Source organism: Candidatus Kuenenia sp. (assembly GCF_027493735.1).
Lineage (GTDB): Bacteria > Planctomycetota > Brocadiia > Brocadiales > Brocadiaceae > Kuenenia > Kuenenia stuttgartiensis_A.
The window spans coordinates 116595-138019 of sequence record NZ_JAOSKF010000001.1; the positions used below are offsets into that span (position 1 = coordinate 116595).

Consider the following 21425-nt stretch of genomic DNA (forward strand, 5'->3'; position numbering starts at 1 on the left):
AAACTAGTTTTCCTCCTTTTCGTTTTTTTCTTTCTGTTCCTGTTTATCTAACCGCAAGATGAGCCAGATCGATGCGCCAATGGCGAATGGCAGCAATATGTATTGAATAATCTCTAGTTTTGACCGTGGATATGGCGTTATTTCCGGGAGGGGAGAGGAAGTTTGAAATTGTTGCGGTTGTTTGGCTTCCTCTGTTTGATTACTTCCCTGTGTTGTTTGGGCGTAAATGAAACTGCCGGAAAACAAACTGCCCGTTAGCAGAAAAAAGCACATTAAAATCAAAACTTTTTTCATAATGAAACATCCATAAACTTTAGTCACAAATGGGGATAAAAATAAATAATCCACAATCAGGACGCAACGCGTGGTAATAAGCAAAATAATCGTAACACTTTAGTTTTTTGAAAAATTAGGGGCGAAGTATTTGCTGCAAATTGTCATAAAAGCATTCATACCCAAACGGGCAAATGCTTCGCCACTACACTATGCGGTAAACATCGCTATTATTAGAATTTTTCAAAAAACTAAAGTGTTACAAATAATTTCATTTCTTAAATACAAGTTCTTTGTAAATATCAAATTCTCTTTTCGCCTCTTCGTGTTTGCCGAGTTTATTATATGAATCTCCCATCAACAAGCGCACATTGGTGTTTGCAGGGTTTAATTCCGTCAGTCTTTTGCAAATTTCTAAAGATTCACCGTATAATCCACTTTTATTATATGCAAATCCAAGATTGTACAGCGCATCATGATTTTCAGGGTCAAGGTTTAAAACTTTTTTAAACGCTTCAATGGCTTCATCAAATCTCTCCATCATATTATATGCTACGCCGATATTGTAATACGTTGGGACATGATTCGGATTAATGGTTAATGCCATAAGGTATGCTTTTACTGCTTTGTCAAACCTGTTTTTTTCTCCATAAATACATCCCATATTATAGTAAACATTGGCATTGCCTTGATCAAGCGAGACATATTTTTCAAAGGTAGCAATGGCGTCATCGGCCATGCGGTTCTTGTAGTAAAGAGTTCCAAGTTCAAGGAGTGCTTTTGCGTCGCGAGGATCTAATTCTATCACTTTTTTGAAGTTTGCAATCGCTTCGTTTGCTTTGCCCGATTTAGTATATGATAAAGCAAGCATCCTGAATGCTTCTTTCATCGTCGGATCTAAACTGACCGCCAGACTAAATGCTTCTGTCGATTCGTTTATCCACCCCTGCTGAAAGAGTTCACATCCTTTGTTGTAATAATCATTTGCCGTGAGTGGTTTTCCCTGAATAGGTTGTTCGGCTTGTTGCTTTTCTGGAGGAATTGATTTTTCTGTTGTTTCCGGCGCTTGAACGCCTGCAATGGCATTTATGTCCAAAGGAGGCCTTGTGTCCATTGTAACCGCGTAAGGAACTGGCGTTACTGCAACTGGTTCTATTCGTTCTATTTCAATTATTTCCGTTAAAGGGCTTTCTTTTTTCCCGCAGCCCGCATTGACCAAGACAAAACAACAGGCAAAAAAAAACGCAGAACTGAAGATTGGTTTTAACCACGAAAGAAATTCAAAATGGCAATTTGTTTTTTTCATGTTATTTTCCCCGAATTCCTTTTCAAATAATTAATAATGCCGCCGTTCTTATGGCATTTTAGTTTGACAAGTTGAATTGTCAAGAAAATTAGCGTTTATTATGAGGCGATTATACTGTAACTGTCATTCATTAGTCATTGGTCAACAGCCGATTGCCGACTGCAGAAGCAAGCATTAAATATTTTGCCAAAAAGCACGCACTGACGAATGGAAGTGTGCAAAGAAATTACTGGATTTGTTCGGTGCAGTCTATGCTATTCTATGATTTCTTTTCTATAAAGGCAACCGCTGTTAAGGTCGAGTTAAGAACCGCACCCTTCACTGCCGTAACACCTAATACTTTAATTCTGAGATTGTCAATAAAAAGTGTTTTGTCGTTATCATATTCGATATCATAGAGAAAATTCCGCAATTCTTCCGTACTTGCGATATCGCTTATTTCAATATTAATTGATAATGCTATGAGATACGGATTCTTATTGATGATATTTCTCTTTAGTGCAGTGCTTCTCGATACCACCAAACCGTTTTTTTTCGCAATATTATTTACTATCTCCTGCAATTTTGCAGATGCAAGTTCTTCCGTCTCCTCATAAAAAAACTTCTTCTTCATTTTTTCATAATATTGTTCCAACTCACTCAATCGTTCTTCGTATCGTTTTTTATTTGCAATAAACGAGTAACTCTTCTCCAGCAGTTTTTCTTTCGTTTCTAAACTCTGCTTCGTTTCATTGATCGATGTAAAGAAGGGGGTAATTATTGCCCTATCGATGACAATATAAAAGAGAACGAGTATTGCACCAATCAGCAGAACTCTTTCTCGTACTTTAAATCTTCTCAATACAGCAATCAGTTTTTCCATCACTACTGCCTTTCAACCTTACCCTTTATCCGGAATTTCTCCCTCCCGCTCTGCGTTTTGGTAACAGGAGATGCTAAACCAATCGCTGATAAAAGAGGTGAATTTTCCAGAATGGGTATTAAATGGGTGGAAGATACCGCATCACCCTCTATCTCAAACAGATTATTATCTATTTTAATGGTTTTAGCCCAGGCGTCGTTCGGCAAAATTCTCGCTAATTCCAGGATAATATCAATTCTTGGAATGTATTTTTCGCTGATTTTGTCAACATTAATCACCGTATTCTCCAACAACTCCATCCTCTCTTTTGTATTTTCAACAATCTTTATCTCTTTTTTTAATGATTTAATTATTGAATCCACGGTTTTTATTCTTGTAAGGTTATTCATTTTCTGAATATAGGGTATCAAAAAAATAAACAATATTAAGAAGCCTGTCAAAAAACACATTGCCGATATTTGAGGATTGCGTTGTTTTCTCTTTAACTTAATTAAGCTTATATTACACGGATAACCAGAAACGCCATAAAGCGCTGCGCCATATGATTCTGCATTCTCATCCATCCGTTTTGTTTGAACAGAATAGTCTTCCGGCAAAATTGTATCACCGTTATTTATATAAAAAACTGCTCCGGGAGCATTCGCCTTTACCTGTTTTGTCAACTCATCCAGATTCTTCACAATCGACGATGACCTCAGGAAACTATTTTCATACAGGCTGTAGCAGTAATCCTTTTTATTTTTATTAACAACGGCAACAGCGCCTCGTTTGTCTGCTATGAGAGGAATAAATGCGAAGGGTGTGATAATAACCCGAGATGGCATTATTTCGAGAGCTTTCAAACGCAACAATATATCATCCAATGCCTCTTTTTTTACCGCAACAATGAGTACCTTTGAATTGTGCCGGTTGCGGGAAAGCAAGTGAATATCAAAATAAACATCTTCGTTATTAAAAGGAATAAAACTATCTAACTGATATGATAACGCTTCCCGTAATTCTTTAATATTTGCATAGGGAAATTCTATTTCTCTGATAATACATAATTCTCTGGGCACGGAGAGGATTATCTCTCCGGCAAATTTCTTTTGTTGCACTAAAATGGGTTTTAATTGCTGGCTATCTTTAATTAAAAAATCTTTTACTACAAACGTTTCATACGATAATTTGATTAGTTTCCTGGAAACAAACGTAATAACAAGATCATCCCCGTGCAAAGATAAACCAGTGCCACTGGGGGAAAAGACACCAACAAACGGAATCCTACTCATAGCATTAGTCCTTAGGCGATTTTCTGAATGTAGGGCGAAGTGCAACTTCGCTCATAACGAAGCAGGCGCTTCGTTCTACAATTTTAAAATTTTTATATACCAAAAATCCACCAATAGTGTTTACAGGAAAGGTGGATTCGCAATCGCTTAATCCACCCTATATCTGTGGTTTAAATATCTTTTTATCGGTCGGAGGCTTCGCCAGACACTTATTAATCAGGATATACCGCAATAATAGTAAAATCACCGCTGCCTTTCCGCACAATCATCTTGTAAGAGCCATAAGAGTTTTCTGATTTTTCAGGGTGCGAAAGAGCATTAATTGTCAAAAAACTTGAATCGTACACGGTTAAATATTTCGTCACTTCCTGAAAGGATTTGCCTATGACCCCATACCCTCTGAATAATTCCTTTAAATCTCCGAATTTTTCTATTTTCCCGTTTTCATCTCTATATTGAATAATCGCATCAACTATTTCCGGTGAAATGTCGGGCACGGAAAGCAACACTTCCTTAGAAGCAAAATTAACATTAATTTTGCCGGCTCCATAGATGGTTACATGCTCCCGTAATAATTCAAATACTTGCGGGGTAACGCCCTTTACTAATGTTAACTCTTCAATTATCTCAAATGCCCCATTTTTCGGTTCGTAAGGTTCAGGTAATGAGCTGTAGTAATTTTTTTCTGCTCCATTTACATGGTGCAAATCATCCTCATCCACCCAATCCAAAATAGAATCCGTTATAATTTCTGCTGCATGTTCTTCGATCTTCAGGGCTAAAAGGAATTTAATAAAACCCTGTTTCGTCTCATCAGTAATCTTATTTATGTTTATTTTGCCGCTTTCATCGTGAATATGCACATCACAATTCCTATCCCCTATCAATACAGAATACGGTTTATTGCTTGGTACCCATTGGCGTACACTTTGTCCCTTCTTCTCTTTCCCGCGCGGCTTTTTTTTATTATCCTCTGTTTTTTTAACCTGTTTTTCCGGGAGCAATAGCATTTTTATCGCATAAATACATGCCCCTCTGGCAGCATAAACATTTTTTATACGCTCAGTAAACGCCAATTCGGTTTTTATCGCAATACCGGTATTACGGGTAAAACTTAATGCGATAAATCCTATAACTACTATTGTCCATAGGCTAAAAACGAGTACATAGCCATAATTGGAGTTATAAGCGTTTGTTCTTCCCCATTTTTTGTTACCGTTAGTTTTATTGCCTTCGGGATTTTCCCTATAATTTTTCCCTTCCATACTGCTTTCACGCCTTCTTTACTATTATCACTCTGTTGAGAAGGAGACACTTCCCCTCCTGCAATATCCACGTCATCGTCCATTGCGTCCTCATCAGATACTAAATATTCAAATGCAACGGATGTACAGTCATTAAAAAATACCGTATACTCTTCATACAAAACGGCGTTAGATTCCATACGAAAATTCGTTTTAAATCCTTCCGCCAAATCCATTAACAATTTTGGATTCAATCGTGTTTCAACATAAATCAAATCCAACCTGCCCTCATCATTCATTTTCACCTTATAATTTGCAATTACCAATCCCTGTGAATAATGTTTTTTTAAAGAAAGCGGCGAGACAAAAGCAAGAAAATCTTCTTCACCAACAAACATTTTATCCTTCTTTTTTTTCACATTATCATTTAGAAGTCTGTTTTCTTTCGGGAGTTTTTGATTATACAGGGCAGACGCTTGCTGCCAAAGGAAATCAAAGGCCGCTTTTTCCCTTGTGGAATCACTGAACCAAACGCCCTCTTTTTCCATAGAAAACAAGCCAATTCTGATCGCATACACCCCTGACATAACAAGCACCATACCAACAAAAAGCGCTATTAGTAACTCGAATAAGGTGAAGCCTTTTTTGTCATGTATGCCAACCGCATCATCATATACGCTACAATAATTACTATTCATTCCCCTTCTTCTTTTTCTTTATAGTATCATTTCTCTTCTGTTCGATAAATGTTACCGTATCAATCGTTATCCCCTCTACTTGCGTATTTAATGCCATATAACCTTCCGGGGGTAATTCTCGCTCCTCATCCTCCTCCCCCATCATAACTCTCATACGTGCTTCTTTATATTTATCAATTTCCATGATTTTCCATTTAACACCCTTTTCGGTAACCCCCTCATATATTGTTTTTTCATCCAGCCTGGTGTATATCCCATCAAGTATTCCCAAAAAGGATTCTTCTGCTTTTGTCCTTGCCAGCAACAACGAATTTGTATGATCGTCGATTTTCCCTCTAATTCTGGAAGAATTACCCACCATGCTGAAAAAAATACCAATGGAAACGCCGATAATTGCCATCGCAACCATAACCTCAAGCAGGGTAAATCCTTTTCTTTTTTGAGACAAAATGAATTTCATCACCTCACCTGCCTACTGGTTTACCAGAAAATCAATTTCCTGCAATTTTTTCTCGAATGCCTGCGTTAACGAATCGGCATCTTCTGCGTTATTTGCAATATATGGTGTAATTAACATTATTAACTCAGTCCTCTTATCAATAAGCGATGTCGCCTTAAACAAATTTCCCAGATAGGGAATATCACCCAAAAGAGGGATTTTTTTCACCTCTTTCTCATTTTTTTGTTCAATAATACCACCAAGACCTATCGTATGGCCGCTTTTTATCACCAGCGAAGTTTGCACCTGACGAGTGGAAAACGTCGGGGATTTCTCAACGCCTGTGTCTGTTAGTTTAGCATTGCTTACTTCCTGATTTACCTCCAGTGTAATAAGGCCATTTTCGGCAATATGTGGTGTAACGGTAAGGATAATACCAGTATCACGATACTGTACCTGTTCAAAAGTAATCGTAGTGCCCGTCTGTTGGCCGGAACTGGTAAGAATCGGCACCTCTTCTCCCACCTGAATACTTGCCGGTTGTTCGTCCCGTACTAATATATGCGGCGCAGAAAGTATTTTTGCATTAGAACTTGTGGCGAGAATATCAATAAGAATTTCAAAGCTCCCTTTCGCAAATGTGTTGGTAAACTGCACCGCTGCATTACCGGCAGCCCTTGCAATATCACCTACCCCATATACTTGCAAATTACTTCCCGACCACAACCACTCCGTTCCGTAGTCTAATGTATCGTTACGAGTGACTTCTACAATCAATACTTCTATAAACACCTGTTGCGGGGTTGCATCAATTGCTTCTATAATAGCTTTAATGCTCTTGTAATCACTGGGAAAGGTCTTCATAATGACCGAATTGGTTTCAGTGTCCGCAAGCACCTTCATTGATTCTACTATATCTCTTCCAAGCTTCTTCGGCTGCGCCGCCATCTTTTCGCTATACATCTGAGTGATAATCGGCACAATTGTCTCTGCTTTCTGGTGCTGAACTTTATATATATACACTCTCATTTCCTCGTCTAACTGCGTGGGAGGAACATCGATATTTTTTATCCACATGTCTATTTTAGGCAAGAGTTCCGGGAGTTTCGTAATCACTATCAATTTATTTGTATCTGAGAATGGCACAAAATCAAATTCCCCGTCCCCTCCGACCTTTGCCCCTAAAGATTTTGCCAAACTCCCAAGATCCTTCGACATATTCCGTGCATCAACATATTTAAACTCATAAAATCTCATGGCTTTCCCTGCTAAAAAAGGCACATCAAATATTTTTATTATGGTAAGCAGTTTTTCCATTACAGAGGCATTATCGATAATCATTAAATAGGGAAAGTCTTCGTGGGTAACAATATTTCCAATACTAGACATGAATTGCTTCACGGTTGAACTCAATTTTTTCGGGTCGGCATATTTCAATGGCACAATTTGAATAATAATATCTTTACTCCATTCGGGAATTTTATCTCCGTGTATAATGATACTTGTTTCCCGTCTGGCTTCCGCCTGCGGCAGCACATTGTATAGATTCCCGTCTTTCAGTATCGTAAAATTATACACATAAAGGAGTGAATTAAGCATAGAGATCAATTCTTCTTTATAGACTTCTCCGCTGGCATGAAGGTTTACTTTTCCCCCAACTCTTTTATCCAACACATAATTCACATTTAAAATTTCCCCCAATATTACCTGTACCACATCCTTGATTTCTGCATCATCAAAGTTGAGTGCAATATCAATTTTTTCCCCGGTATACGCTGGTTTATAGAGCGCCGGTTCAGGCCTTCTGTACTCAGAAGGATATATAATTTCATCCGGTACTCCCTCTTTCTTTCCTCCTAAAACCTCCTTCTCCGGCATCACTTCATATTCCCACGATTTTTTTTCTACTTTTTCCGTGGTAGTTGAAAGCGAAATGGGTTTTCTAAAAGGCGTAAAATCTGTTTGCTTTATCTGCGTTTCTTTACACCCGGATAAAAGTGCAAAAACAATCATGATAAAAACACGTGTGCATTTATTCATTCCCACGCTGCCTCTCCAAAAAGAGAAAAATATCCAAACATTACTTTCTGCCCTTTATTTATGTTTGTAGATGTGTCATCAATTGCATTGTCATACCAAATTTAACTGGCGGGGGAATATCGAATGGTGCGGAAGGGGGGATTTGAACCCCCACCCCGGTTAAGGGACTAGCCCCTCAAGCTAGCGTGTCTGCCGATTCCACCACTTCCGCATTTTGTTGATGTGCTTTTACTGTGGCAACTTCTGTCTATTTTTATAACAACTTCCGGCTTTCTCAACTTCAATGATACTTTTAATACTTTATTATATTATTCCATTTATACTATTAAACAACCCTTTTCTTTCGATATATTCATTACCTTCGCAAAACGGGCAATCAAAATCAATACCACTTCAAGAGGTGTGCACATTTTTCTTAACTTATATCTATCTAATCACTTAAAAAAACCTAGTAAATTTTATCACCATAGCATGAAATGTCAAATAATTTTACCCCCCCTTGTGCCTTTTAGTTTCCCCATCTTTTGCCGACAGGTTTGCTCCATCTCACGTCAACGTACTCCATTTGTTTCAAGCTCGTACCCTCAATCTTTGCAATACTCAAGAGATTTTGAAGTTTCTCTTCGTCGGTGAGCTCATCCGGAGACTTGAATAATGAAGAGCAGCCCCAACGAATCTGGGTATTGTTTTCCGTCCACAAAATAATATCACTTCCCCGGGAATATTTCTCTCTATGCACATTTGTTACATCCACAGTTACAATTCCAAAGAGGTTGTGTATGTTATTTATCCTGAGAAATTTCACCAATGCTACTCCTGCCTTTATCTTCTTATCATTCCACTCTTTTCCCGGCAATGGCAGCCTGGATAACCTTCTGCTTTGAATGTAAGGGCTTATATAATCGACATCAGAGAATTTATAATATTCTTTTGGCAACAATACCCCTTCTTCATCAACAAGATAAGAATTCTCCCCTTTTTTTATCAAAGCAAACGGCCTGCGCATCGTAAACCTGATGTTGAGTTTATTGGGAAATACACGCTTTACCACATCGACTTTTTTAATCACTACCATATCGCCATATATCGTTGCTATCCTATTCGCTATGTCCCTTTCATATAAACTATAATGGCGATGCAATGCCTCTACTTGTTTTATATCTTCGGAAAAACGATTATCCATCCATGGCGGTACATTAAATGTCAAAGTAGCAGGATTCACTTTAAATATACTTAAATCGGTGAGTGTATTCCATACTTCCTTTAGTCCCCAAATGGTAAAAATTACAATACAAACCACTCCCGCAAATTTTAATAAAAAGGGGTATAGCTGCCGATGGAACCAATGAAGTTTTTCAAAAATAGACGGCACAAGAGATTTGAATGTAAATGTGTGGTTCAGAGATTTTTTAATTTTTAATCGACCCATCTATACTTACAAAATTCTTTTGTGAAGCAAGATCGACAATTTTTTCACATAATGATGTGAAAGAAATATCTGCTGCCCTTGCCGCCATCGGCAATAAGCTTTTTTCTGTAAAACCCGGGATTGTATTGACTTCCAATATGTAAAAATCATTCTTATTATCCAGCAAAATATCCACTCTGGAAAACCCTCTGCAACCTATAGCATTGTGTGCCTCAATAGCCAATTCCTGAGCTTTATCATACAACGCAGCATCCAGAAAACCAACATCGCAACAAGGGGTATTCAATATGTTTGTTTTGTTTTCAAAGGTTTTATTTATTACAAAATATCTTGTTTTACCGCTATTGTATTTCGCATTATAATCAAAAAAATCATCTGCTACACAAATCTCTATAATTGGCAATGACCTGCTATCCAGTATTCCAATCGTAAACTCCCTGCCAGATACATATCTTTCAACAAACGCTTCATCGCCACACTTTAATGCTTCTCCAACATGATAATGAAAATTGTTGCCCTCTTTAATTATGGATACCCCTATGCTCGAGCCGCCGTTCGTTGGTTTTATTACTACTGGCAAACCAAACTCTTGAATCTCTTGCTCTATCTCTGCCAGATTTACGGGTTTCTTTAGCAAGAAATACTCCGGCGTCTTGAGTCCGGCATACAAAAAACATCGTTTCGATTCCACCTTATCCATGGCAATCCTGCTGGCGTTAACCCCTGAACCTGTATAGGGAATGCCTTTTACTTCCAAAAGCTGCTGAACCCCCCCGTCTTCTCCAAAGTAACCGTGTAATGCAATGAATGCGACATCAATCTCCTCATGATCGAGTTCTTTTATGTCTTCATCCTTTACATCAATACAAATAACATTGTTTCCCGCATCTTTTAGCGCCTTTGCTACGGCATTACCCGATCTTAAAGATATTTCACGCTCAGGAGAAACGCCCCCCATCAGTACTGCAATATTTCGTGTTCTCATTTTATGCCTGCTTTATAGTATTCCCGGTAGGGGCGTATTGCAATACGCCCCCTGATTCTTTTTTTCTGCACTATATGTTGTTCCTATTCTTTCCGCAAGTTCATGCGCCACTTTCCAAATATCGCCCGCACCCATCGTAATAATAACATCTCCAGGCTTCGCATTCAAACAAAGCATGTCTGTAATGTATTCCATTTGCGGATAATATTGTATATCGACGCCTGTTTTGCGAATTTCTTCATACAATTTTAATGAACTAATTGAAGTTTTTTCAAAATCATTGTCGCGTGACTCATAAATATCTGCCAGCGCTACTTTATCTGCAAGATAAAACGATTCCGAGAGTTTTTTCAACAAATGCCTTGTTCTGCTATACTGATGCGGTTGATACACACAACATATTTTTCTTGCGGGATAAAGCTCGCGCGCTGCTTTCAGGGTGACGTCTATTTCCGTGGGATGGTGAGCATAATCATCAATTATTGTAATATTATTCTTTATGGCAACAATTTGAAAACGCCTTTTTGCACCTTTAAAAGACTCCAATGAAGTTTTTATAATTTCTTTATCAACGCCAATAGATGTACAAACGGCAATAGCGGCAAGTGCATTCAATATGTTATGCGACCCTGGAATCTTTAACCAAAAATCGCCGAAGATTTTGCCTCTATTGTAAACCCTGAATTTATTTATACCCTGAGTAGTAGGAAGAATCTTTTTTGCATACCAATGAGAAGTATGCCGTAGTGAGTAAGTTTCTCTCTTACAAACGGATCTTTTCGCAGCAACTGCAACATTTCTGTCGTCATCATTCACTACTAACAAACCATTTTTTGCTATCAGGTTTGCAAAATGTCCAAAAGCATTTACTATTTCCTCAAGATTGCCATAATAGTCTAAATGGTCTTCCTCTATATTTGTAATCACTCCTATGGAAGGAACCAGGTCGAGGAATGAACTATTATACTCACAGGCCTCTGCCACAAACAAATTCCCCTTGCCTAAATGAGCATTTCCTCCGATATCAGGGACTTCTCCACCGATAACATAGGTAGGATCCAATTCCGCTTTTTTTAAAATAGTGGAAATCATTGCGCTGGTGGTTGTTTTTCCATGTGTACCGCTAATTGCAATGCCTCTCTTTTCCTGCATTAAAGAGCCAAGTATTTGAGAGTATTTTACCACCTTAATGCCCAATTGTCTTGCGACTTTCAGTTCCGGATTGCCCTCCTGAATCGCGGCAGAAACTATCACCATATCAGTTTCCAATGACATCATACTTCCATCTTGTTTTGAGTTAACCGTCACTCCTATTTTTTCCAGTGAAGAAATAAGCGGCGATAGCAGAATATCAGAACCGGCAACAATACACCCTTCACTCACAAGAATACGTGCAAGCGCACTCATCCCATTCCCGCCAATCCCGATAAAATAAACACGGTTTCCGCGCAAAGGCTTGTAATTAAAAAATCTGTTATTAACTGATGATGTTGTATGCGCTAAGGATATATCCATTGTTTTTGTTGTATGTTGTATACACGTTTCTCCACTTTAAAACTATTTTTTGAAACATGGGTTTTGCTTATTTTAACAGCAAAAATCACGTACCAGGATTTTGTTCTTCTTTCACAAAAAAAGTAGGGGCGAAGCATTTGTCCGTTTGAGCATGAACGCATTTATAACTATTCGTAGCAAATGCTTCGCCCCCTATACTATACGGCAAACATCGCTATTATTGGAATTTTTCAAAAAGCTAAAGTGTTACCAAAAAGGAGTTATCTGGCGAGCAATGCTACTCGCGTCTCCCTGTAGCTAATTAGTCTGCTTATCGTATCTACAACACAAACAGAGGCATTCGGACGCCCCATTTCTTTACTAAACATCTTCATTCTCTCGTATTTTTCCTTGTTTCTGATAAGGTCAATAATAATTTCAACAATCTTTTCAGGCGTTAAATCAATCTGTGGCAATAAATATCCACCGCCGTTTTTCTCCACTTCAACTGCATTCCAGTATTGGTGATTATCGGCGGCGTAAGGGTAGGGTATAAGAATAGCTGGAATACCAATTGCGGTAATTTCAGCAATTGTTGTTGCACCTGCCCTGCATATAACAATATCTGCTATATTAAGCGCCGCATCCATTTCATTTAGAAAACTACATACAAAAGAATTAATCTTTGTTTGCCTGTATCCTTTTTTTACGCATTCATATCCATGCTCGCCCGCACAGTGAATTATTTGTATCTTCTCTGAAAACGGTTCCAGTTTATGTAGACTTTTCACCATAACCTCATTAATTGCCTGTGCGCCCTGGCTTCCACCAGTGACTACAATGGTATATTTTGCGCTATCGAAACCAAATTTTTCATAATAGTTCTTCTTCCTGCCAGACACTATTCCCTTACGGATAGGCGTCCCGGTAACATTTACCTTCTTTGCCTTTGCAAACCATTTGAGAGAAGAACGCCAATGGCAACACACCTCATCCGCCCATCTTGCCAAAAACAAATTCGCCTTACCTGGCACCACATTTTGTTCAAGCAATACGGAAGGGATGCACAGTAATTTTGCCGCAATAATTGGCGCAAAAGAAGCATATCCCCCCAACCCTACTACAATATCAGGCTTGAATTTTCGCTGCAGGAAAAGAGATTCAATCACCCCTAAAATTGCCATTCTAAGGAATACAAAAATCCCCTTAAATGATCTTTCCCATTTTTTTGCATGTATTTTCTGAAACCGAAACCCTTGTTGTACAACATATTCCTCTTCAAACTTTTTCTCCGTGCCGCAAAACATAATTTCTGCATTATGGAATCTCATGCGAATCTCTTCTGCAGCGCTAATTCCAGCAATAAGGTGGCCGCCTGTACCGCCACCCGCAAATATTATTCTCATTTCTCAACCTCTATTTTCAATAATTGCCATCAATAATTAAACATTTAAAAACGCTCGTCCCAAGCCGGAACCTTGAAACGAGAGCGAAAGAATATCTTTTATTTCTGTTTTCGTCATTGGTAATTGTAAGCTTGTGACGAATTTTTTAATCTGTGTAATCTGTGGTTCCCCTTTTTAACAACTCCGATGGATATTATAATTTTTTTTAACAACTACCATGAAAATGCGGATATCTTAGAAATTATTTTACCGGTAATTCTCACGGGGAAAAACCTTTCATTAACGGATAGTTTTTCTTTCGCTTCACCGTTCAATAGTTTGTCTGCATCACACCTTAAAGATTGTTTCGCAATATTAACCAAAATCCCTATGCCAAGCATTGAAAATAACAAAGAAGAACCCCCTGTACTTAGAAACGGCAAGGGAATACCTTTTGTCGGTATAATACCGGAAACAACTGCAATATTCATAATTGACTGCAAACCAAACATCATGGTAATGCCAAGTCCTAAAAAGAAACCAAACACATCCTTAGTCCTGCTGACAATTCTCAACCCCTGCCATAGCAGTAATGAAAAAAGAACAATAATTGTCATTCCCCCAATAAAACCAAATTCTTCCCCGATAACGGTAAATATAAAGTCACTGCTGCTTTCCGGTAAGAAAAACAGTTTTTGTTTGCTATTGCCGAGTCCCAGGCCTGTCAGCCCCCCGGAACCAAGGGCAATCCACGATTGTATTACATGATAGCCCGTTCCCTGCGGGTCCTGCCATGGATCGAGAAATGAGGTAAATCGTATTTTTCTATACGTAACACTAAAAATCAATTCGTAGATAAACGGCGCCGACGCAAGTAAAGTAAAAAAGATAAAAATAATCCGCGTCCCCCCCACCATGCACATCAATATTGACAGTATAACGATAAACGCCGCTGTACCAAAGTCGGGTTCCATGAGTATTAGCCCGCCCATCATCGCTATGAACCCCAGAGGTATTAAAAACCCACTTTTAAAGCTATGCATGTGATTATGATTTTTGGCTATATAATTCGATATAAATATAATCGTCGCCAATTTTGCAAATTCAGACGGCTGAATACCCGCAATACCTCCCAATCTGATCCATCTTCTCGCGCCGTTGGCTACCGTTCCAACACCTGGCAACAGCACAAGTATAAGGCTAATCACTGATACCGCAATAATCGGATACGTTAATTTCTGTAAATGCCGGTAATCGACATATGACATAGCAATTAACACCACCAAACTTAATACTATCCATAAAAGATGTTTGGCAAATTGATAACCATTGCTATCTGCCGCAAACATTGTAGTGTCAGTACTATAAACAGTGACAATACTAAAACCCAGTAGCGCAACGACAATATATACGAGACAGTGCCATGATTTCAAAATATCTCTCCCGATTAAATTGAATCACAAAAGCATAAAACTACATACTGACAGCAACGCTGCAATTATCCAAAACCTAAGGGTAATTTTCGATTCAGGCCATTTCGCAAATTGAAAGTGATGATGCAAAGGGGCGCACAGGAAGATTCTTTTCTTCGTAATTTTAAAAAAATATCTCTGCATAAGTACCGATACTGCCTCCGCAACAAAAACACCCCCTATAACAATCATCAATATTTCCTGTTTTACGATAATACTTACCAAGGCAAGCATCCCACCTAGCGCCAGAGAACCTGTATCTCCCATAAAAATTTGTGCGGGATAACTGTTGTACCATAAAAACCCCATACCGCCCCCTACCAGTGCGGCGCAGAAAATACTCAATTCACCGGCGCCGGGAATGTAAGGAACTCTTAAATATTCACTAAAATCAACCCTGCCGGAAATATACGCAATAATGGCAAGGGAGATGCCTGCAATTATACTGCATCCTATTGCCAATCCATCCAGGCCATCCGTTATATTCACGGCATTTGACATACCTACAATAAAAAAAGTGATTATTATTACATAAAAAGGTCCCAGTTCCGGCCTCAAATCCTTAATTAACGGAATCATCAACTGAGTGCCCCATGTAAACTTGCTGGAATAAAAATATAATATCAACCCAAGGATAAGCCCCAAGGCAGACTGGAATAATAATTTTGATATATCTGTCAGGCCGGACGAGTTCTTTTGTGTAAGCTTGATGTAATCATCAATAAAACCGATTACGCCAAACCAGATCAATGTAAACATCAATAACAAAACGTAAATATTGTAAATATTACACCAAAATAGCGTAGCAACTAATATTGAAACCAAAACAACAATACCGCCCATTGTTGGTGTATTTTTTTTTGAAAAGTGCAATTTTTTCAATTCTTCAGAATCCGTCTTCGTAGTGTCTTCTCCATAATTCAAGGCGCGAAATTTCCTGATAAACCAGTGGCCGAAAATAATGCTTATTAAAAATGCCGTAAATGCCGCCAGGCAGGAACGAAAGGAGATGAACCTGAATATTTCAAACGAAAACATTGAATACAATAAACCGTATAACAATCCATGCCCTCTTAAATAAAATCAGTTATGAGTAAGTACACGCGGAGAGAAATATTCCCGATATTTATCAATGATAGTTTCCATGTGCATACCCCTGGAACCTTTAATAAGTATTACATCATTTTCCCTGAATTCACCCATGTCATATTCCGTGATGTCATCCAGACTCCGAAAACTTAACACCTTTTCCACGTCCATGCCGCCATCTTTTGCCGCGCCTGCAATATCAGATGCATATTTGCCTACCGTCCATAATAAATCCAGATTAAGCGTTGACGCCTTTTCCCCCAATTCTTTATGCAGGGCATGTGATTCTTTCCCAAGTTCCAACATATCTCCGCAAATGAATATCTTCCTCCCTGCAGCATCAATTTCTTCAAAATATTTCAAGGCGGCAAAAACGGATTCCGGGTTTGCATTGTAAGCATCATTAATAAAGGTAACATTGCCTATCTGCTGAGAATCGATTCTCATATCGGGCATTTTAAATGAGAGAAAGGCATTATAAAGTCCACTTATATCGAGGCCAAGCGCATGGCAGACCGCAAACGAAGCCAGACAATTGCTAATATTATGATGACCTGGAACCTGAAGTTGTATTTCAAATTGCCTGCGTCCTCCCCCCTTGACCCCACAGAGGCGAAAGGTATTGTAATCAATATCAATTGTAAACACAGAACCGTTGCCTTTTTTCTTTGCATCAGTACCCCTTATTTGCGCATTCTGACCTAAGCCGAAACTTATCTTATTGCCCCCGAATTTATCCGCAATTTCACAGCACAACGGGTTATCGGCGTTATATACAAAAACTCCGTTTTCTTTCAGATTTTTTACTATATCCCCCTTTTCCAATGCGACGCCTTCAATACTCCCTAATCCTTCCAGGTGTGTTTTGGAAATATTCAGGATTACCGCTATATCGGGTAAACCAATCTCCGAAAGACGCAATATCTCTCCCGGAGCATTTGTACCCATTTCGAGTATTCCGTATTTATGTTTTGACTCAATTTCAAATATAGTCAGAGGAACACCGATAAAATTATTAAAACTCTTTTGTGGTTTTACTACCGGGGCAAAATGAGAAAGCAGGTGATATAACATCTCTTTGGTGGTGGTTTTGCCATTACTTCCTGTGATACCTATGATCTTTGCATTTAATTTCCGGCGGTAATGTCTTGCTAAATCGCCCAATGCGGTTTTAACATCATCTACCAAAATCAGAGGAAGGCACTTGCCGCTAATATCAATTCCACCTTGTTTTGATACCACCACACCAATTGCACCCGCATCAAAGGCTTGCTCAATAAACTGACGCCCGTCGTAGTGGTCGCCTTTTATAGCAAAAAACACATTGCCCTTATGGACGTTTCTACTGTCAACAGAAACGCCATTCACCATTAAACCACTGACATTCGATATCGCTTTCCCGTTAACGGCTTGTATCACTTCTTCAAGAGAAATTGCGTCCATTTTCATTCATCGTCTAATTTTGAGATACCATAGTGCCGGATAATACCTGCTTTACCACTTCACAGTCATCAAAAGGAATACTCTTGTCTTTCAATATCTGGCAACGTTCGTGACCCTTTCCTGCAATAACGACGACATCGCCCTTTTTCGCCTCAAGGAGTGCTTCTTCTATTGCAACTTTTCTATCCAGTTGAACTTTATAGCATGAATCCCGTTTTATTCCCCTCTGTATTTCACGTATTATATTAAGCGGGTCTTCAGAACGGGGATTATCATTTGTTATCCAAAATAAATCTGAATATTTTTCTGCGATATGCCCCATCTTTGCCCTTTTCCCTTTATCCCTGTCTCCGCCACAGCCAAATACTAAAATAATCCTCCTGGCTGCAATGCCTCTAAGAGTCTCTAAAACTACCTGTAACGCATCGTGCGTATGTGCATAATCAATAAGGACATGAAAATCCTGACCGTAGTCCAGTTTTTCCAGCCTGCCAGGAACGTTATTTAAAGATTCAAGGCCTTTTCTTATTATTTCCATATCAAAACCGAGACAAAACCCCGTCGTTGCGGCTGCCAGTGCATTATAAACATTATGATTGCCTGTTAATTTTAAGTGAATAACTTCCTTTCCCCAGGGAGAAATCAATAAAAACCTTGTTCCGTTAACCCCCATATTTATTATCTCTGCTCTCACGTGTGCAGACGTATCTTTTATCCCATACCACACTATTTGTGCGACAGTACTCTTTGCAAAATATTTGCTTGAAGTATGGTCGGCATTTAAAACCGCAGACGCATTTTCATCTAATCCCCTCATCAATTTAATTTTTTCTTCTCTGTAATTTTTAATATTTTCATGATAATCGAGATGTTCCGCAGACAAATTGGTAAAAACAGCAGAACGGAAATGCACTCCGTCCAGCCTGTGCTGCGAAAGTGCGTGAGAACTTGCCTCAATTACCGCATATCGTATATTGTTGTTAAGCATATCTGAAAGATGTGATTGTATATCAACGGATTCAGGGGTAGTTTCATTCGCAGGGATAATCCTGCTCCCTAATTGGTAATATATCGTTCCTATTAACCCTGCCTTATTGCCGGAAGATTCTATGATAGACTTCGTAAAAAACGAAGTAGTTGTCTTGCCATTCGTTCCGGTAATACCTACTATTGTCATTTTTGAAGAAGGATAGCCATAAAAATATTCACTCAGAAGAGAAAGCGCCCGTCGGGCATTCGGCACAACAATTTGCGGAACATTTATAACATAGTCAACACCTTTCTCCGCAACTACGGCAATAGCTCCTTTCTCTATTGCCATTGAAATAAAATCGTGACCATCAGATTTATAGCCCTTTATAGCAACAAAAATATACCCCTCTTTAACTTTACGGGAATCGTGTGTTAGCCCTAAAACGACTTTCTCCGTAAAGGAATTGCACTTATATTTTTCTAAAACAGCACAAATCTCACTTAATTTCATTTTGCGACCTTCAAAAACCCATCAAACTAAATGTTTTTTTCATTACCTGAAAAACAATCAATTCTCAGTACGCCATCGAAACCTTGTGTACTCAGACTCTGCGGCTGAACAATCCGTTCGTATAAACGCTTGGTACTGTCTACCCTGTCAACCTCCTCTGCATATTCCTTTAAAAGCCTATGCAGCGCTTCTCTATTACTCGACCTCGCAATTTCTAATTCTTTTTGAGAAGCATACAAACTATACCATAAAATAAAATTTTTCTTGTTTAAATCCTTCGGTCCCATCATTGCTCCTCCTCCCCTCTCTCCTAAGCGCTATAATTATAACAAATATATTTACCATTATTTTAGATATAACATCATATAACTACCACCTCCTTCCTTTTTTCGTAGTGCCAATAGTCAGTGCATAGCCATTTTTAATTTTAATGGCTCTACCTCAAGATACTGCAGCGTTTTTTTGATAATTTCCCGCACTGACGGAGCCGCAACAGTGCCGCCATAATAAGCACCTTTTGGTTCGTCAGCCATTATTAATACACAAATACGGGGATTATCCGCCGGAGCATATGCGACAAAGGAAGCGATATATTTATTGCGCGAATAACGTCCGTCGCTCTTGTTAACCTTTTGGGACGTTCCTGTTTTTCCGGCAACCTCATATTCCGCTAAAAAAGCCCTCTTTCCTGTGCCATTTCTCACGACATCAACTAATATAGGATTTAATAAATCACGGGCAACTTCTTCACTCATTACACGCCTGACAACCTGAGGTACAGGATATTCTTCTTTAACCTTGCCGTCATTGCCGGTAATCGACTTTATTATTACTGGTTTTAACAGCAGGCCGCCATTTGCAATACTGCTAAATATAGTGACAAACTGAAGCGGTGTTGCAGCAATTTCATGGCCAATCGAAACCGATACTAAAGAAAATTGTTTCGACCAGCTTTTCATGGGACGAAAAATCCCCCCCTGTTCTCCGGATAACTCAATACCAGACTTATTCCCAAAATTAAACTGTTCAAGGTGACGATACATCCTTTCGATTCCCATGCGCATACCCAACTTTGCCATCCCAATATTACTGGAATGGGTAACAATTTCTGCAACAGTAAGGGTGTCGTAGCGGTGCGAATCGTGCAATATTCTTTTCCCCATTACATATCTTCCATTTTCACAGTTAATCATATCATTCGGCCTGGCAAGTTTATTTTCAAATATGCCGGCCAGCACAATCGGTTTTATTATTGAACCCGGTTCATAATAATCAGTGACTGCCAGATTTTTCCTTGCTCTCGCAGGATATTTACCAACATTATTTAAATCATATGCCGGCAGATTCGCCATGGCAAGTATTTCTCCGGTGCTTATATCCATCACAATCGCCGTAGCAGAGGCAGGCGACCATGTTTTGTCAAGATTCTCCAATTCCTCTTCGGCAAAACGCTGAATATTCGCATCAATTGTCAGCATAACATTGTTTCCATGCCTTGGACGCCGCATCTCTGTGTCTGCCGTTAAAATATTGCTTTGCTGGGCATCGCGGTACATCCTTTTATAACCAGGCTCACCTTGCAACGCTTGATTGCATGACAATTCAATACCTTCAAGACCATTTTCATCGATATCCGTGAACCCGATAACATGGCTTCCTAACGGGCCATTTTGATAAAAACGCTGATACTCATGCTCAATATACACACCTTGCAAGGAGAGCTTCCGAATCTCTTTCAATTCCTCATCGCTGACCCTTCTCTTTATCCAGACAAATTTTTTATCTTTTTCGAGTTTTGCTGATACTTTTGAGGGATTAAGGTGTAAGACCTTGCTTAAGTGGCTGGCGACTAAAGAAACGTCTTTAATTGCAGAAGGGTTTGCATAAACAGAGCCGACACGTAAAGATTCCGCAAGCTTCCTGCCATTTCTATCCAATATCAAACCCCTTCTTGCAGATAAGGCTACCTTCTTGCTTTGTTGTGCTTTGGCCAGTTTCAAATATTTATCATGCTCAAGTACCTGTATACGGCATAAATTTACTGCCAACCCTATGAAAACCAAAATAAGCATAAAGCCTATCGTATTCGTCCAAAACCTGTGCATGTTTTTAAAATACATAACCGGCTTTCCTTAGAATAGAAAAAAATACCTTTAGAAATTTACGAACGCTTTCGAGAAAAAAAACTTTCCCCGAAAGCGTTCGGGAGGAAGGCAATAAAATAAGTTCAAATATCAATCCTCAGTCCTCAATCCTCAATCCTCAGGCGGCAATGGTCACTTTTGCCGATTACCGATTGTAGACTGCCAACTGCTGAACAGACAAATACTAATAACATCTTACCGTTTTACTATCTCCTGAAAAATTCTCACCTTTAACCATCTCTAGTACATCGTTTCGTTAAAATGTGCACGTGAAAAAATGTCATTGCGAGGAGTGGCGCGACGAAGCAATCTCTTGTTCACAAAAAACTTAAGATTGCTTCGCTGTCGCTCGCAATGACGGTATCAAT

Annotated in this window: 18 protein-coding genes and 1 tRNA gene; all 19 read right to left on the reverse strand. The window is 39.0% G+C overall.

Features of this window, described 5'->3' with window-relative positions:
* Positions 1 to 3: 3 nt before the first annotated feature.
* Positions 4 to 294 (reverse strand): hypothetical protein, encoded by a 291-nt coding sequence (locus tag M5U24_RS00580; RefSeq protein WP_157820684.1) that lies wholly within the window; start codon positions 292 to 294, stop codon positions 4 to 6.
* 250 nt (positions 295 to 544) lie between these two features.
* Complete coding sequence (locus tag M5U24_RS00585) at positions 545 to 1579, reverse strand: tetratricopeptide repeat protein (RefSeq protein ID WP_099326378.1); 1035 nt, start codon at positions 1577 to 1579, stop codon at positions 545 to 547.
* A 259-nt stretch (positions 1580 to 1838) separates the two neighbouring features.
* A complete protein-coding gene (gene gspM / locus M5U24_RS00590) occupies positions 1839 to 2441 on the reverse strand; it encodes a type II secretion system protein GspM (RefSeq protein ID WP_099326377.1) in 603 nt (200 codons plus the stop codon).
* Between the two features lie 2 nt (positions 2442 to 2443).
* Complete coding sequence (locus tag M5U24_RS00595) at positions 2444 to 3712, reverse strand: PilN domain-containing protein (RefSeq protein ID WP_099326376.1); 1269 nt, start codon at positions 3710 to 3712, stop codon at positions 2444 to 2446.
* Positions 3713 to 3924: 212 nt separating this feature from the next.
* Positions 3925 to 4722: a general secretion pathway protein GspK gene (locus M5U24_RS00600; protein ID WP_230405811.1), complete on the reverse strand. Its 798-nt coding sequence runs from the start codon at positions 4720 to 4722 to the stop codon at positions 3925 to 3927.
* 128 nt (positions 4723 to 4850) lie between these two features.
* On the reverse strand, positions 4851 to 5654 hold the full coding sequence (locus M5U24_RS00605; protein ID WP_099326374.1) for a prepilin-type N-terminal cleavage/methylation domain-containing protein: 804 nt from the start codon (positions 5652 to 5654) through the stop codon (positions 4851 to 4853).
* A complete protein-coding gene (locus M5U24_RS00610) occupies positions 5647 to 6114 on the reverse strand; it encodes a prepilin-type N-terminal cleavage/methylation domain-containing protein (protein WP_099326373.1) in 468 nt (155 codons plus the stop codon). The genes M5U24_RS00605 and M5U24_RS00610 overlap by 8 nt, the downstream gene beginning before the upstream one ends.
* Before the next feature lie 12 nt (positions 6115 to 6126).
* The gene (gene gspD, locus M5U24_RS00615; protein WP_099326372.1) at positions 6127 to 8133 is read right to left on the reverse strand and encodes a type II secretion system secretin GspD; all 2007 of its coding nucleotides are present in this window, start codon (positions 8131 to 8133) and stop codon (positions 6127 to 6129) included.
* A gap of 124 nt (positions 8134 to 8257) precedes the next feature.
* A tRNA-Leu gene (locus M5U24_RS00620) sits at positions 8258 to 8344 on the reverse strand.
* Between the two features lie 297 nt (positions 8345 to 8641).
* Complete coding sequence (locus M5U24_RS00625; RefSeq protein ID WP_099326371.1) at positions 8642 to 9562, reverse strand: hypothetical protein; 921 nt, start codon at positions 9560 to 9562, stop codon at positions 8642 to 8644.
* On the reverse strand, positions 9543 to 10547 hold the full coding sequence (locus M5U24_RS00630) for a D-alanine--D-alanine ligase (RefSeq protein WP_099326370.1): 1005 nt from the start codon (positions 10545 to 10547) through the stop codon (positions 9543 to 9545). The genes M5U24_RS00625 and M5U24_RS00630 overlap by 20 nt, the downstream gene beginning before the upstream one ends.
* Positions 10548 to 10559: 12 nt before the next feature.
* Positions 10560 to 12062, reverse strand: a complete 1503-nt coding sequence (gene murC, locus M5U24_RS00635) for a UDP-N-acetylmuramate--L-alanine ligase (RefSeq protein WP_099326369.1) — start codon at positions 12060 to 12062, stop codon at positions 10560 to 10562.
* A gap of 260 nt (positions 12063 to 12322) precedes the next feature.
* Entirely contained in the window at positions 12323 to 13447 is a 1125-nt protein-coding gene (gene murG / locus M5U24_RS00640) for an undecaprenyldiphospho-muramoylpentapeptide beta-N-acetylglucosaminyltransferase (RefSeq protein ID WP_099326368.1), read from the reverse strand.
* Positions 13448 to 13659: 212 nt separating this feature from the next.
* Positions 13660 to 14859, reverse strand: a complete 1200-nt coding sequence (gene ftsW, locus M5U24_RS00645; protein ID WP_157820683.1) for a putative lipid II flippase FtsW — start codon at positions 14857 to 14859, stop codon at positions 13660 to 13662.
* A gap of 24 nt (positions 14860 to 14883) precedes the next feature.
* A complete protein-coding gene (mraY, locus tag M5U24_RS00650) occupies positions 14884 to 15960 on the reverse strand; it encodes a phospho-N-acetylmuramoyl-pentapeptide-transferase (protein WP_230405680.1) in 1077 nt (358 codons plus the stop codon).
* A 21-nt stretch (positions 15961 to 15981) separates the two neighbouring features.
* Positions 15982 to 17430 (reverse strand): UDP-N-acetylmuramoyl-tripeptide--D-alanyl-D-alanine ligase, encoded by a 1449-nt coding sequence (murF, locus tag M5U24_RS00655; RefSeq protein ID WP_172953492.1) that lies wholly within the window; start codon positions 17428 to 17430, stop codon positions 15982 to 15984.
* Positions 17431 to 17443: 13 nt separating this feature from the next.
* On the reverse strand, positions 17444 to 18913 hold the full coding sequence (locus M5U24_RS00660) for a UDP-N-acetylmuramoyl-L-alanyl-D-glutamate--2,6-diaminopimelate ligase (RefSeq protein ID WP_099326364.1): 1470 nt from the start codon (positions 18911 to 18913) through the stop codon (positions 17444 to 17446).
* Between the two features lie 26 nt (positions 18914 to 18939).
* Positions 18940 to 19203, reverse strand: coding sequence for a hypothetical protein (locus M5U24_RS00665; RefSeq protein WP_230405681.1), 264 nt, complete (start codon positions 19201 to 19203; stop codon positions 18940 to 18942).
* Between the two features lie 114 nt (positions 19204 to 19317).
* On the reverse strand, positions 19318 to 21033 hold the full coding sequence (locus M5U24_RS00670; protein ID WP_099326362.1) for a penicillin-binding protein 2: 1716 nt from the start codon (positions 21031 to 21033) through the stop codon (positions 19318 to 19320).
* Positions 21034 to 21425 lie beyond the last annotated feature (392 nt).